Origin of the sequence: uncultured Butyricimonas sp. (assembly GCF_959596855.1) — a bacterium.
Classification (GTDB): domain Bacteria; phylum Bacteroidota; class Bacteroidia; order Bacteroidales; family Marinifilaceae; genus Butyricimonas; species Butyricimonas muris.
This window is the reverse complement of the sequence record NZ_CAUFYA010000001.1, coordinates 20,899-36,243: the sequence shown is the minus strand read 5'-3', so window position 1 is coordinate 36,243 and position 15,345 is coordinate 20,899. Positions and strand designations below refer to the sequence as shown.

The window sequence follows — 15,345 nt, the reverse complement described above, 5'->3', positions numbered from 1 at the left end:
TTATTCTTGAGTTATAGGTTCTTTATAGATAATATCCACGATTCTGCCGAAACCGGAATGATACTCTTTGTAATCGGTTATTTGTGCAAGGTTATCAATGGCTTCGTACACTCTGAGTTCACCTCCGTCAGTACCGCCCTTGTCGCTACCCACGATCAAATCGTAAGAATGTCTGGCATTTTCTGCGTTCCTGTATAGATAGAATTTCAGACAAGTAATTTCTCCCGGCACCTCAAACTGGAATTGGGCAGAAGGGGTACTCGTGTCCAGATTCACCCGGTAAACCTTTCCGTCCACGGCATAAAACATCTGATTGTTCAAGGGACTGAATGCAAAATGTTCTGCTCGTGTGATATCGGTACAATTGGAGAGGTCTGCGTAGTGGGTTTTTGTGTAGGGGGCTGTCGCCATTCCCACCATGAACATATAATAATCGTTTAACGAGATCCCGTAGAGATGATAAATGCCGTTATTCTCCAGAATCGTAAAAGTGATATTATTAAAGCCGCCCATGGCGCCTTCCGTATATTGACGTCCGGTATTTTCCATGTAGATGTAGTTGTATCCTATTGGGAATGAAAAAGAAGCATCTATTCCGGCTTCATCATCGCTCATGTTCACGCAACCGACAGTCAGATCTTGGATCAATGCCCCGTACATACCTCCCGGATGGTAAACAAATCGTTTATGGTCTAAATCATAAAACATGAAAATAGGAGCCATTTGTGCCGGATTCGTGATATTACATCCCACGTATGGTGCGACTTGTATATACTCTTTCGTGTTATCGCCATTACGGAGATAATTCAATTTTGATTCCCACAATGCTTCGGTTCCTGAACCGAAATTACTACTATGTATTCCATCCGGTGTTACCATCATCCGAAAATATCCTGCTGATGTGATATGAGTAGGTTTGGCATCGCTCATATCTCCCATTTCGTATTTCATACGATATTCTTCTTTCCATTCGAAAGCATCTTTATGCAACCGGGTAGTTCCTTCTTCGGTAAGCAAGTAAAATGGAGATATAGGGTCTACTTGCGGAGCACTTTCTTCGTTTCCGGGGTCAAGAGCGATGAACGCCAATGGTCCTTTTTTGAAAGGCATATCCGAATCGGCAAGCATATCCTTTGAATGTACCTCTTCTCCTAACACGGTAGAAATCATATCCAAACGGACATTGCCATTCTCGGAACACAGAAGAACCCATCCCTCGGAAGTTGTCGTGACAACGGAAAGATTTGCCTGCTGTTGGTAAAATACGTCCAGTTGCTTGTCCTTTACCGTGTAAATCAATTTATAAGGACCGGGGCGTAAAGATATAATATCATTAAATTCTTTTGTGGTTGCCAACACTTCGCTTGCGGCATCATTTTCATCTTCTGCCTCGAATTGACGGATAGCCCGCCACTCGTATTCATACCGGTTCTCATCGGCTTGCAAGCCGTCTAACTGCACGGGGATAGACAAATTCTGGTATGCCAAAGCTGTAATGGAATTACCGATACCTTCAATTTTCACTTCCGGGATATCATGGTAATTATAATTACCCTTATCGTCTGCGCAAGCACTAATTCCACCTGCGATTGCAACAAGTAAAAAAAGTGATTTTATTCTATATAATATCTGTTTCATAATTAGTTTTTTTATTGTAGTTGAAAGATAAGATTTCCGTTCTCATCAAAGATTTCCGGATCGGGATTCTCCAGTAACAATTGTTCCGCTACATATTTTCTCATTTCAGATATTAAATATTGGAATCTGGCACTTGTTATTTTTGACGCATCATTAAAGTCTGAACGCGGAATATCCATTACCCGGCAAGTCAGAAAGAAACGTTGAGGGGTAAATGGGTATATATAAGTGTACCAAGCGGCAGGCGCCTCCGTGAATAATTCCGAAAACTCTATTTTATGACGCATGGCTGTAACATCCGTACCGCTTTGGATATCTGTGATCTCGTGCGTGATAATCGGTCTGAAATACTCGTTCTCTTCAATGGCGATCTCGATTGTTTTTGCTTCTTCCTGCAGGGTAGTCGAGCGCTTTAACGTAATTTCATAATTGAACGAACTGGCTCCTGCGGGTAATACCGGGTTGACGGGTAACACGAAATCGTCCCCTTCCTTTGCACTTCCCCCGACAACTTTGATGTTTACCGGGCGAGGTTCATCAGTAGCCCTCCCGACTAATTGAACCGGAATAGATACGGTTGCCTCGTTCTGTGATTCCTCGATATACACGAACGTGAAATTCGTGCTGTCCGTCAATATATTACCCACTCTTATACGTTGGTTGAAATAGATTCCTTCCTCTGCATTATAGGTATTAACTTCTTCTTCAGAACAAGCGGTTAATCCTAGAATGAGTATAATCCATATAAATATATTTCTTGTTTTCATGATTCGCATATTATTGTCTGTTATTGATTTCAGTGTCGGGTAAAGGCACCACGAAAACTTGGGTAGATGCCGCTTGACCTGTGGGATTATTGCGACTATTCGTTCTATTTAGGATCATTGTAAACGTCCGTTTATAGAAATAGAACAATTGTCCTTCACCATACAACTCGCGCATGTATTCGTAGGTCAGAGCCGTTATGGTTAGTGAACCTAAATTCGAGATACCTCTTTTATTTCTCAACGTGTTGATATATGGAAGTCCGTCATCCAAAGTTTCCGATTCGCTTTCTGCGGCGATCAGATACATCTCTCCCAACTTTAACATCGGAATCATCGTGTTCTGTATCAGTCCGGTGGTACTCATATCATTGTATTTATAGAAATACCGGGCACCGCTTGTCAATCCGGGAAGAGTAGCCTGTTCCCAGTTGGCCTCAAAACGAGTGTCGCTCGTGGTAGAGGAACCCGACGCCGAGTACAGGAAATTCAATAATTTTTCATCCATGGTAAATATAAACGCCGGGTTACGGGACGGGTCGTAGTAATTCTTGAATAACAAAACTCGATTCGTGTTCGTTAAAGCAAACAATACCTCTGACGAGAAAATCCGGTCACTCTTTGCTTCCGTCCTTTCCGTGAACGGGAATGTCCCCGCTTCTGCCGCCGTGATCACTTTCTTGGCGTAGGTGGAAGCATTGGTTTTATCCCCAGCATAGAGATAAACCCGTGCCATGAGCCCTTGTACCGCGTAGTAATTCATGCGTAATGCCCGGTAGCGCAGGAAATTGGATTCATTCCCGGCAGACTCCATCAAAGTACCTTTCGTGATGATCGGGTCATTTGCCAACGCTTTCTCCGCTTCCTGCAAATCGCCGATGATATATTCCATTACCTTGTTCGCGGGTAACAAATCATTCACGTTCGGTGATTGATGCAGATAGTAGGGGATACACACGTTTTCCGGGTTATTCATGTAAACCGGACCGAACAGGCGCAACATATCGAAGTGCAACATGGCACGCAACGCCAAGGCTTCCCCCCGGATAATATCGTAATTGATCCCCGTGAAGAGTGATTCCCGTCCTTCTATGTTATCGAGAATCTTGTTACAGTTCATGATCAGTGCGTAAGCCTTCTCCCAAACTTTATCCAAACGTCCCCGCCAGTATTCCGTGCTGTATTTGTAACTGTTCAAATCAATATAATCCCCCCATTTCGCTTGGTCGTCGCCGATCTTGTAGGCTCCGCCCATGAGTTCGAGCATCTCCACCATGAGGGTACTTCCGTAAAGGTTCTCGTCGTTCAACTCGATGTACACGCCGTTCAGTAATTTCTGGAAACCGGCTTCCGAGTTTAACAGGTCTTCTTCCGCTATCTGGTCGTAAGGCTTCACGTCCAACCAACTGTCACAAGCCCCGAAAACAAGGGAGCAACATATAAGCGTGATTAATTGTATTTTTCTTTTCATAATTCTTCCGTTTAAAAGGTTGCAGATATAGAGAATGACATCGTGCGTGCGAACGGGTAGTCAATGCCTCGCTCGCTCTTTACCGACGAAACTCTGAAAATATCGTTCATGTTCGCTTGCACGGTTAATGTGGACAACCCGACATGCTTGATGAAAGGTTGGGAAAACTCGTAACCGACGTTGAAAGACTCTCCGCTCAGCGTGTTCTCGTCCATCACGAATCGGGAAGAAGTTTCGGTCGTTTGGAAAAGAGAGATTCTTTTGAATTTAGCCTCTTGTCCCGGGGTACTCCAACGGTCGTACAAAGCCCGTTTATCCTGATTATAATTGATCCCTTCCCGGTTGATATTTTCCACTTTTTCGTAGAGAGCGCTATTGAAAACCTGACCTCCTAACCGGTAACGCAGGTAACATCCGAACGAGAAACCTTTATAGTAAAGGGTTGTGCCGAGCACTCCTTCCAGTTTCGGTTCGGTATTTCCGACCACCACCTCGTCATTCTTGTCATACGCGAAGGTGTAAGTCCCGTCTTTCTTGATAAATAAATCCTGACCTGTTGCCGGATCGATACCTGCCGATCTTACTGCCCAAATATCGGTAGGACTACCGCCGTCATAGTATCTGGTCGTGTTCAGGTTCTCTTGATTCTGTTCGTTCATCGACTGTAACCTATTCCCTATCTTGGAATATTTTGATTTAGCGTGCGTCCCGTTGAGGCTGATATTCCATACAAAACGCTCTTGCGGGCGGTAAATGGGAGAAACTTTTAACGTTACTTCAATACCGTCTGTTTTCAGTTGTCCCATGTTCATCATAACACTCTTCACCCCGATAGAGCTCGGTGTCGTGATGGCTGCTACCAGCGGATCGGTCTTTTTCCGGTACAAATCCAAGGTGAGGTTCACTCGCTCGTTCAGCATCGTGATATCGGTTCCCAAACTGTAATTGATAGTTTCCTGCCATGCCAGATCGGGATTGCCCAAGCCTTCGAGAATAACTCCGGTTCCGAAAATATTGCTCATCCAGTGCGTGAAAGCGTAGGTCGAGAATGCTTGGTAAGAAGCGAAATTCTGGTTCCCCGGGTTCCCGACCGAACCTCTGAGTTTTAATAACTGGAAGAAATCGCAATTCTCCATGAATTTCTCGGCGTGGATGTTCCAGCCTAAACCGACAGACCACGTGTTTCTGAAACGGTTGTTTGTCCCGAACACGGAAGTACCGTCACTGCGGTAGTTGAAATCAAACAGATAACGGTTGTCATAAGCGTATCCCCCGTTGATATAAAAACTGGCGGCACGTGTTTTGCTTTCCGTGTAAGTCGGCTTAGAGCCTGCCGGGTAGCTGTTCGTGAAAGACGGGGCGTCAAATTCATCTTCCGTGAAGCCGATAGCCTTATAACCGTTTCGAGTGTTTTCCTTGGTGCTGAAATTGAATCCGGCAACAGCATTTACCATGTGTTTCCCGGCGAACAGGCGTCCGTAGGTAACCGAAATATCTCCTTCGTAATTCAAATTTTTCGTTTGAGCATTCGTGTAGAGTCCTTTCTCCGTCTCGCTCATCTCATCAAAATCACTGTGTTGCGGGGAAAGACGTACCTCGGCTGTCGAATTGTTTTTGGTAATTCCGAACTTGGCTCTTGCACGCAGGTCATTCGTGGCAAACCATTCGAGGATAAAATTATTCGTGAACCCGAATTGATCCTGCACGTCGTAATTATTCAGGTGAGCGTTCCACAAGGGATTGGGTACGGAATATTCTTCGGGGTCTTCCGTGTAGTATAAATATTTGTCGATACCGCCTTCGCTGTTGTATTTTCTGAAATAAGGATTGGCTTTTGCGTATTCCGAGAAAGGAACAGCCGGGTTATTCGTTTTCATGTAATCCAGTATAAATTTATTACTGAACTGGAATTTCCCGGTACGGTAAACCAAGTCGATATTTCCGCTTATCGTTTGACGGTCGGAACCTTTCATCACTCCTTGCGTGTTGCCGTAACTTAACCCCAGCCCGTACCGGATGCGTTCCTCGCCTCCTTCGGCATAAAGGTTGTGTTTCTGAACGAAACCCGTGCGAATCGGTTCGCTGAGCCAGTAGGTGTTAACACCGCGTTCGATGTCTTGTAAACGTTGATTTCTGAGATTGTCCAGCGTGACCTGATCCATCGGATTGCTGCTGGTACTGGTGTACCTGCCCGCTCTGGTTTCAAACTCCAATTTCTCCCGTGCGTTCATCAGGTTGTAGTCCGACAAGTCAGCCATGGTGACGCTGAAATCACCCTTGTACGAGAGGGAAAGCACTCCTTTTTCCGGAACTTTCGTTTCGATAACCAGTACGCCGTTGGCGGCTCTCGAACCGTAAATTGCCGTGGAAGCGGCATCCTTCAATAGTGTTACGGATGCAACCCGGTTCATGTTCAAATCCATGACAGTCTGCAAATCCGTTTCGAAACCGTCCAATATAAACAACGGTTGGTTCGGGTCGGTACCGTACTCTTCTTTCAATCCCATGACACTACTCTTGCCCCGTATCTCCACGTCCGGCAGCCGGTTCGGGTCTGATCCGAATTGATTATTGACATTAATCTTGAAAGAGGGGTCGAGAGTTCTGATACTTTGGAGTACATTTTGCGTTCCTGCGGCTTTCAAATCTTCCACCTTATACGTGCTTGCCGCTCCGGTGAAACTCTCTTTCTTTCTCCGGTAGATTCCGGTCACCACCACGTCTTCGATTTTTTCAACGGCAGGCACGAGCACGATTTTCTGAAAATCCGCCATATTGCTTCCGGTAAATTTCTTTATTTGGCGCTCGTAACCGATGTACGAGAAAATAATATTATACTCTGCCGAATCGAGAGGAAACGTGAATTGTCCGTCCGCGTTAGTGGCAGTCCCTTTGGTTGTCCCTTCGACCATGACGGTTACTCCCGGTAATGATTCCTGCGTGTCGCCGTCTACGACAACCCCTTTCAATTCGATGATTCTCGTTCGGGGCTTTTGAGGTTCCGCCGGACGTTGCGTGATGATAATCGTCTTATCTTCAATTTTGAACGTAAAAGGAGTTTCGTCCAAAACATATTCCAACGCCGTCTTTAACGGGGTATTCTTGAATTCTCTCGTGATTCGTTTATTGGAAGTACTGATTTGTCCGGCATTATAAAAGAATTCCATTCCCGTGGCTGTCCCGATTTTCTTCAAGGCATCCAGTAACGTGGAATTTTCCAGTTTTAAATTTAGTTGTGCCTCTTGAGCGTAACTTACCCGCGTAAAACTGCAAAGCACTATAAGCAGGAATACCGGCAGGAGGATCTTTCCCCGGAGTTTATCCCGGGGTATCATCCGGCTCAGACTAAATGATTTGTCTTTTTTCATGTTGATTTAGTGTTAATTGATATTTATTTATACTCGAGTTTTCATTTTTTTTAAGCATACAAAGTCTTGAACTTTATTTTTCAATAAAGTTTTATTATTGATATTGAGGGAGTTCCTCTAACTATGATTTATTAATCGTTATCTCCTTTCTTACCTACTTCAAATATATAATCCCGTTCTCAATAATACATTTGATATTACTTGTCGTTGTTACTAACCTCGTGATATAGTCGATTCCCCGCTCGTGTCGGATCATCCCCGAAAAACGGGAATCGTGGTGTTCCTCCGATACCTGAATATCGATACCGTACATCCTGGACAATTTTTTAGCTAACACGCTTAGTTTCTCGTTGTTGAAATAAATTACGCCCTCTTTCCACATGGCGTATTCCGCGGCATCTACCTCGTGTTTTTTTACCTTGTTCGTTCCTTTGTCCACGCGAATTTGCTCGTTCGGTGATAAAGTCACCGTTTGGTTGTTCGCCGGAACGTGATAAGCTATTTTACCGGAAAGTAGCGTGGTCACGTTTTCCGTGTTGTCTTCATAAGCCGATACGTTGAAACAGGTACCGAGTACCCGAATCGATTCCCCGTTGGGAATCTCCACGTAGAAAGGTTTCGTCGTATCGCTTTTCACTTCAAAGAATCCCTCTCCGTTGATTTTCACCCTGCGTTCCGATTGGGAGTCAAACGTCGAGGGATACTCGAACCACGTGTCGGCGTTTAGCACGATACGTGTGCCGTCAGTTAATTCAAGATTGAAATGCTTGCCCGAGGGGACGTATATTTTCAATACTTTTGCCTCTTGCAGCATAATCTTTTTCCCGTCGGCGGATTGCAGCGCGACATTCGAATGTTTGTCTACATTTATCTTCGCGTCGCTTCCCAAGTTTGAAACGGCAGAATCCCCGACAATCAACTGCACCTGTTCGTTGCAAACGGATACTCCCATGTTATCGAGTTGGGCGTATACCGGAACATCCTGCAAGGCAGTGGGACGGAACAACAGAAACAGGAACACGAACACGCAAGCCGCGGCAACACTGCCGGAAATCCAATACATCCGGCGGGTATTTCTTCTCCGGCGGATTCTGCTTTTCACCTCTTGGTAATTCTCGTTCAATATATGTTCCTCGCACTCCTCTTCCGGGAGAGAGTTCCAGATTTCATCCAGCAACTCATCTTCATTTTCCCCGATGGGGCGATTCAAATATTTGTCTGCATCTGTTTTCATTCGCACTATTCACTAAAGTATATATATAATACCTGACTTCCCGAAACTACGTATTCGGAAATACTATTTTTTTATTTTTCCCCGAAGTTTTTTCATTGCTTGGTAGAGAATGGTTTCTACCGTTCGGACGGAAATGCCTAATTCTCGGGCAATGTCGGCACTTTTCTTGTTCTCGATATGACTCATGATCACCACTTGTCGGCTTCTTTCCGGTAATTCATTCAGTAAAGCGGATAATTGTTGTTCGGGATCGGGATATTCTTCGTGTCGGATCACGTTCTCTTGTTCCTCTTCGCTTTTTTCCTTTTTGAGGTTTTCTTGATGTCGTAGGTGGAGAGATTGGGTTTTGAGATAACGCAAGGAATTGTTGTGCGCGCTGCGAAGAAGGTAATTGCGGAGAGATTTCTCCCGGTCGAGATTTTTACGGTTTTCCCATAAGGCGACAAAGATATTTTGAATAATCTCGTAAGCCGCGTCGGAATCACCCACGATAGAGGCAGAATAGTTTCGAAGGAGAGCGAAATAGCTTTTATATATTTTCTCGAAAGCTGCTTCCTCTCCTTTGATTAATGCGTCCAATAGTGATTGGTCTATCTGAGCCTTTTCATTTTTAGCATTTTCAGTCGTATGACTACCTTTTTCTATCATTATCAATGTACTACCATGTGTAATTCTATATTATTAAACGTTCGTTTATTGATATTGTTTTTTGTGTTCTTTACTTTTTGATTGAATTTTGAATATTTGCTTATTTTCAATGTATTACGTTTGTAACTACAAAATATCTTTTTTCGTTTAATAAACGAACGGATATTGATACTTGATGATGACAAATTTTATAGCCCCTGCTGTCAAGGAAACTTGGGAAATTGTTGGAAATCCGGGTCCCTTTTCTCCAAAAAGGCATTTTTACCCTCTTGTGCCTCTTCCATCAGATAATACATGAGGGTGGCATCTCCGGCAAATTCCATTATCCCGTGTTGTCCGTCGAGTTCCGCGTTCAATGCCCGTTTAATCATGCGGATTGCCATCGGACTCCGTTGCATGATTGTTTTGCACCATTCCACGGTTTCGTCTTCCAGTTGCTCGAAGGGAACCACTTTATTCACCATACCCATCTCTTCGGCTTCTTTTGCCGTGTACTGGCGGCACAGGAACCATATTTCCCGTGCTTTCTTCTGTCCCACGTGACGGGCAAGATAAGAGGAACCGAATCCCCCGTCGAAACTCCCCACCTTCGGGCCGGTCTGACCGAAACGGGCATTCTCGGAAGCGATAGTAAGGTCACACACCACGTGCAGCACGTGTCCGCCCCCGATGGCGTAACCGTTGACCATGGCAATCACGGGTTTCGGAAGTGAACGGATAGCTTTGTGTAGGTCGAGCACGTTCAACCGGGGTACCCCGTTCTCGTCAATATATCCACCCACGCCTTTCACCTTTTGGTCGCCTCCCGAGCAGAAGGCTTTATCCCCTGCCCCCGTGAGTACCACCACCCCGATATCACTGCGTTCGCGGCAAATATTCATGGCATCCAACATTTCAAAATTGGTTTGCGGGCGAAAAGCGTTATACACTTCCTGACGATCAATCGTGATTTTGGCTATTCCCTCGAAGAACTCAAATTTAATATCCTCGTATTCTTTGATAGTAGTCCAGTTTCGTTTTGACATATTCTTATGGTTTTAATATTTACATACTGTAAGCTAGATTATTCATACTCTCCTCTGAAGTGATAGACAAGTTGTTTGAAAGAATCAAGTTTGGTGCCTCCCACTAAAATTTCTTTAGGAGAAACATTGAACATGATAAAATTAAAGGCTTTCTCAAAATCACCGCCGAACGTGTCGGCGAGGACTATCGTAATGTCCGGCGTGTTTCCATTGGCGGGAATGACAATGTTTTCCGGAATGAGTACAAAATGCACGGAGTATCCATCATTGTCAATTTGTAAAAATTCGTATTCGGCTTTGACTTCCACTTCTTCAATGTCACGTAGGGTCTTAGCAACCTGCTTGTCGTCGATGATGTCGGCAATGGGTGCAAGCGGCATCACGAATGAAAGAGAATCGCGTGATTTGGCTTTGGCGTTGTCAATCTTTTTGATTTCATCCCCGTGATAAAATGCAACTTCAATGGAACCATGATATGTCCCTTTCATATCGAATAGAGCTTGTCGGATTTGCTTGGCGCTAATCTTTTCTTCATCATCATTACACCCTGATAAAAGGATAACGAGAGAAAGAATGCTCAAAATCTTTAATCCGATTAATTTCTTTTTCATTTCCACGATTTAAAGATAATAAATTACTTCCAAGTCTATTTCAAAGCCTCGAAATATTTTTTCAGAATCTCGCCGTTTATTTCCCCCGGGGTCTCGACAATCAATACCGCCGGACGTTGTGACGGTCCGTAAAAAACAGGTAGAATTTCCCGTAAAGCAGCTTCATTGTCGGCCTTGTAAACCTCGAAATTATGGGTTTTTGCCAATTGTTTCAGGTTCACCTTATGCGGTGTTTCGAAATACTTTTCCACCTCCTGCAATGCCGACGGTCCCGGGAGGAAACGGAAGATTCCGCCTCCGCCGTTCTGCATCACGATGATTCGCAGGCGGGCTGGTATCTGTTTCATCCAAAGAGCGTTCGAGTCGTACAGGAAACTGTTATCCCCCACGATGAGGGTTGTCGTCCCGTCAAAAGAACAGGCTGCCCCGATAGCGGTAGAGGTACATCCGTCAATGCCGCTGGTTCCGCGGTTGGCATCCGAACGGGATACTTGGGAATAGCGGAAAAGCTGGGCGTAACGGATGGGAGTACTGTTCCCGAGTTGTAGGTGGCTATCGGCGGGCAACGAGGGCATCAACACGGAAAATGCTTTCAGGTCACACCACGGGATGCGGTTTATATATGCCTCGTGTTTGGTTGTCGCCGATTCCGCTTTTTGCAACCATTTCCACGCGTAGCCGGAAGCGGATATCAAGGGAAGCGGTGTTGACAGGAATTGTTTAAAAAACTCCCCGGTATTTGTTTGCAGGTGCCGTGTCATGGACTTGTACGTGTCCGGCGGGGTGGCACGTTCGTCTATATGCCAATGTACGCGGGGCGGGTGCTCGCGGATAAACGCCTTTATCATGCGGGAGATAATGGCACCCCCGAACGTGATGAGTAAATCGGGAGCGTATGCCCCGGCTTCCCCCGGACGCACGGTCGAGATGATACGATCGAGCGTCGAGAAGGAACAAGGTGTAGTCAAGTTAGCCACGCTTTCCGTGAGAACTACCGTGTTCGGGAATCCCGCGAGTTGTTCGATATGTCGTTGTAAAACCGGATCGGGAGCTTGAAATCCCGCGATGATCATCACGTTGGTCGAAGACGCGAACTCCTGCCTCAGTTGGTTTATAATTTCGTCCGGGAAAACATTCCTTGAAGGAGTCGCTTCAATGACACGTTCCGCCGGAAGTGTTTTTTGGTGAAACTCGTACAAGGGCTCCCGCAGGGGAATATTTATATGGACGGGACCTTTGCGGGAAAGTCTCGTCAGGTTGATAGCCTCGTTAATCACGCGGTTCGTGTACCAGTGCTCCTCTTCGCTTGCAATCACCGCGGGCAGTTGGTAGCTTTTCTTGACAAAACGGTCGAGTGCGCCTTGTTGCCGGATTGTCTGGCTGTCATCCTGATCAATCCATTCCGCGGGGCGGTCGGCCGAAATGACGATAAGCGGCACTCCTTGATAATAAGCTTCTGCCACGGCAGGTGCGTAATTCAACAAAGCCGTACCCGAAGTACAGACAAGTGCCACGGGTTCACCACTTTGTTGAGCCATCCCGAGGGCAAAGAAAGCGGCGGAGCGTTCATCCGTGATAACACGGTGGAGTATGCGTCTTTCCCGGGCGATTGAAACCACCAACGGTGCGTTGCGGGAACCGGGAGAGAGGACGACGTGGCGTACTCTTTTTTGCACGAGCAGACTCACGAGCACGCGAACGCTCTCGATATCAGAATGTAGTTTTTCCATAGTTGATCTGGCGAATCAAATTGAGTAATGTATCGGCTTTTTGACAAGTTTCCTGCCATTCGGTTTCCGGGTCGGACAACGGGGTGATACCTCCGCCCACGTATAGTTTCAAGGCATCGTCGAATACCTCCATCGTGCGCAGGTTGACAAAAAGGTCAAACGCCCCGGTTGCCTGTAACGGACCGAGGTACCCGGCATAATATCCCCGTTCCTGCTTCTCGATTTCGGTTATCACTTGCATCGCCCGTTTCTTGGGAATACCGCAAACGGCCGGGGTAGGGTGCAATTGCGTGACCAGTTCGTCGATCCGGTCGGGTGGAATCTGTTCGTCACTTCTGAAAAAGGTGCAGAGGTGAAACACGTTGCCCGCTTGAAGCGTGATCGGTCCTTCCGTTTCGAGATGGCGGGTGAAAAATTGCTTTAAAGTATTTTGTATATAATCGGTTACTATTTGTTGTTCCTCGATGTCTTTCTCTCCCCATTGCGGCGGGTTCTGTGCGGTAGACACGGGTTGCGTGCCGGCAAGCGACATAGAGAAAAATCCGTTACGATCGTATTTCAAGAAAGTCTCCGGCGAAGCTCCCATCCACGCGCATTTGCCGGGAATGGCAGCAAAGAAAAGAAAGGCATGATGGTATTGCCTCATCTGTTCAAACAACACGGGAGCTATCCGCAGAGAATCACACGGGATGGTGATCGTGCGGGATAGTACCGCTTTCCGCATTCCCTCCCGTTTCAACGTGGCGATTAGGGTGCGCAATTCGTCCAGATACTCGAAATGCTCGCAATCCTGCTTGGTGAAAATACGTCCCGGCGTGTTGAACACGGTATTCCGGAGATTAACGATAGCTTCCTGATCCGTGAGATAATCCGTGAACGTCAGGTCTGCCTGTATGAAGAAGGGGAAACTCCATGATGCGGGATTAAAAGGGGTGATGATGAAGCCTTTCTCGCCCCGGTGTTTTTCGAATCCTTTAAAAAGGCGGATGTTATTGGTCAGTTGTGCCCCGAATACGACTTCACGCGAACCGGGCAGGCGATAAGAGTAGAAAGGAATATTATTCCTCAAGCAAATGGCTTGTGCTTCTGCCACGGATAATCTATTTTCTGTTTGTAGTGTCATGATGTACCCTAATCTTTACGCGAAAGTAACCAAAATTCTTCTGCGTTGCTTCATGATTCAAGTAAAAACTAACTACTTTTGCGAATTGTTGTGGCCGCGCCACGTTGCAAGTTACAGGTTGGCAGGTTACAAGTTTCGGGTAAACGAGAGAACTTGTCCCGGTAAACGAGAAAACATGAAAAAAAATAGCGGCAGACATAAATTTTTGGGCGGTTGGCGAGGGCTTCGTGAGTTATTGCCGAATAACTCGGGGGCTTTCTCCCAGATATTCGCGTCGCTGAAGAATCGTAATTTCAGGCTTTATTTCGGGGGACAATGCGTGTCACTCGTCGGAACGTGGATGCAGCAAATAGCCATGAGCTGGTTGGTATTCCGCCTGACGGGATCCGTGTTCCTGTTGGCGACGGTCACGTTTATGGCGCAAATCCCCGTGCTGGTCGTGACTCCTTACATGAGTGTCTTTGTCGATCGTTTCAACCGGCGGGCTTTGCTGGTCGTGACGCAATCGCTGTCTATGGTGCAAGCCTTGCTGATGGCATTATTGACGCTAACGGGCTGGATCGAAGTGTGGCACATTATGGTGTTGAGCCTACTTATCGGGTTGATCAATGCTTTGGATAATCCTACCCGCCAGTCGTTCTACCCGAGTCTGGTGCCCGCGGAGAAATTGGGTAACGCTATCGCCTTGAATTCCGCCGTGATCAACGGTTCCCGTTTGATAGGTCCTGCCGTGGGAGGTGTGCTGATCGGCTTGTTGGGCGAAGGAATATGCTTTCTGTTGAACGGTGTCAGTTATATCGCCGTGATTATCGCCTTGTTGATGATGCGGATAAAACCGAACCGGGAAACCGTCGTGAAACAACGGGTGTGGGAAGATATGCGGGATGGATTCCTGTACGTGGCACACGATATACCTATCCGTTCGCTGTTGTTGTTGATGAGTGCGATTAGCTTTTTCGGTTTGCCGTTAATGACGTTTATTCCCGCTTACGTGAAGACTATTTTGGGCGGGGAGAGCGAGATGCTGGGGTTGTTACTGTCGTGCGTGGGTGTCGGGTCGTTTATCGCGGCTTTATATCTCGCGGCACGGAAGAGCGTGTTGGGATTGGGAAAAGTGGTTATGCTCTCCGGCGCGTTGCTGGGAATCGGTCTTGTCGTGATGTCTTTCGTGACCGTGCCGTGGGTGGCGGCTGTCTTGTGTGTGCCTGTCGGGTTCACGATCATCGCGGCCGTGGCTTCTATCAATACCTTGTTGCAAACGCTGTCGCGGGAAGATAAGCGGGGACGGGTAATGGGGTATATGGCCATGGCATTCACGGGCATGGCTCCCGTGGGAAGTATGGTGTTGGGGGCTATCGAGAAGTTCGCGGGATTGCAGAATATTATCTTGTTGTCAGGTGCCTGTTGTTTTATAGCTTCTTTGATTTTTGAACACTACCGCCCGATAGTACGGAAATATGCCCGTCCGGTTTACGTGGAAAAAGGTATAATCAAAGAGATTGCCGAGGGTATAGGTTCTGTTGAGGAATACAAATTCTAATTTCTTTTTTTTGTCTGATATTCAGTGGGAGGTTACGGGGAAGTACTATCCATTATATAGAAGAATTTAACTACAGTCGTATATCAATTCCGGTTCACTTCCGTGTAAAAAACTTTAAGTAAGCTTTTATAACCCTTTATAAACGCTATTATAAATAGGGTTCGTATAGGGTTCATATAGGGTTCGTATAGCG

At 46.2% G+C, this 15,345-nt stretch carries 11 protein-coding genes; 1 reads left to right on the top strand and 10 read right to left on the bottom strand.

Annotated elements, in window-relative coordinates; genetic code table 11:
• From Q5866_RS00140 to Q5866_RS00095, 10 genes are all read right to left on the bottom strand, one after another.
• Complete coding sequence (locus Q5866_RS00140; RefSeq protein WP_303178006.1) at positions 1-1,638, bottom strand: PKD-like family lipoprotein; 1,638 nt, start codon at positions 1,636-1,638, stop codon at positions 1-3.
• An 11-nt stretch (positions 1,639-1,649) separates the two neighbouring features.
• Positions 1,650-2,405, bottom strand: a complete 756-nt coding sequence (locus Q5866_RS00135) for a DUF4843 domain-containing protein (RefSeq protein ID WP_303178004.1) — start codon at positions 2,403-2,405, stop codon at positions 1,650-1,652.
• A 10-nt stretch (positions 2,406-2,415) separates the two neighbouring features.
• Positions 2,416-3,873, bottom strand: a complete 1,458-nt coding sequence (locus Q5866_RS00130; protein WP_303178002.1) for a RagB/SusD family nutrient uptake outer membrane protein — start codon at positions 3,871-3,873, stop codon at positions 2,416-2,418.
• 11 nt (positions 3,874-3,884) lie between these two features.
• Positions 3,885-7,241 (bottom strand): SusC/RagA family TonB-linked outer membrane protein, encoded by a 3,357-nt coding sequence (locus tag Q5866_RS00125; RefSeq protein ID WP_303178000.1) that lies wholly within the window; start codon positions 7,239-7,241, stop codon positions 3,885-3,887.
• Positions 7,242-7,395: 154 nt separating this feature from the next.
• On the bottom strand, positions 7,396-8,475 hold the full coding sequence (locus Q5866_RS00120) for a FecR family protein (protein WP_303177998.1): 1,080 nt from the start codon (positions 8,473-8,475) through the stop codon (positions 7,396-7,398).
• A 63-nt stretch (positions 8,476-8,538) separates the two neighbouring features.
• Entirely contained in the window at positions 8,539-9,123 is a 585-nt protein-coding gene (locus Q5866_RS00115; protein WP_303177996.1) for an RNA polymerase sigma-70 factor, read from the bottom strand.
• 203 nt (positions 9,124-9,326) lie between these two features.
• Positions 9,327-10,148 (bottom strand): 1,4-dihydroxy-2-naphthoyl-CoA synthase, encoded by an 822-nt coding sequence (menB, locus tag Q5866_RS00110; RefSeq protein WP_303177995.1) that lies wholly within the window; start codon positions 10,146-10,148, stop codon positions 9,327-9,329.
• 38 nt (positions 10,149-10,186) lie between these two features.
• On the bottom strand, positions 10,187-10,759 hold the full coding sequence (locus tag Q5866_RS00105; RefSeq protein WP_303177993.1) for a DUF4840 domain-containing protein: 573 nt from the start codon (positions 10,757-10,759) through the stop codon (positions 10,187-10,189).
• A gap of 35 nt (positions 10,760-10,794) precedes the next feature.
• Positions 10,795-12,489 carry a 2-succinyl-5-enolpyruvyl-6-hydroxy-3-cyclohexene-1-carboxylic-acid synthase gene (gene menD, locus Q5866_RS00100; RefSeq protein WP_303177991.1) on the bottom strand — a complete coding sequence of 565 codons (1,695 nt, stop codon included), beginning with the start codon at positions 12,487-12,489 and terminating at the stop codon, positions 10,795-10,797.
• Positions 12,470-13,582, bottom strand: a complete 1,113-nt coding sequence (locus Q5866_RS00095; RefSeq protein WP_303177989.1) for an isochorismate synthase — start codon at positions 13,580-13,582, stop codon at positions 12,470-12,472. Before Q5866_RS00095 ends, menD begins: the two co-directional genes overlap by 20 nt.
• On the opposite strand from Q5866_RS00095, the gene Q5866_RS00090 reads away from it, so the two are divergent.
• Positions 13,563-15,152 (top strand): MFS transporter, encoded by a 1,590-nt coding sequence (locus Q5866_RS00090; RefSeq protein ID WP_303177987.1) that lies wholly within the window; start codon positions 13,563-13,565, stop codon positions 15,150-15,152. The two genes, Q5866_RS00095 and Q5866_RS00090, sit on opposite strands and share 20 nt — an antisense overlap.
• The last annotated feature ends 193 nt before the right edge of the window (positions 15,153-15,345 follow it).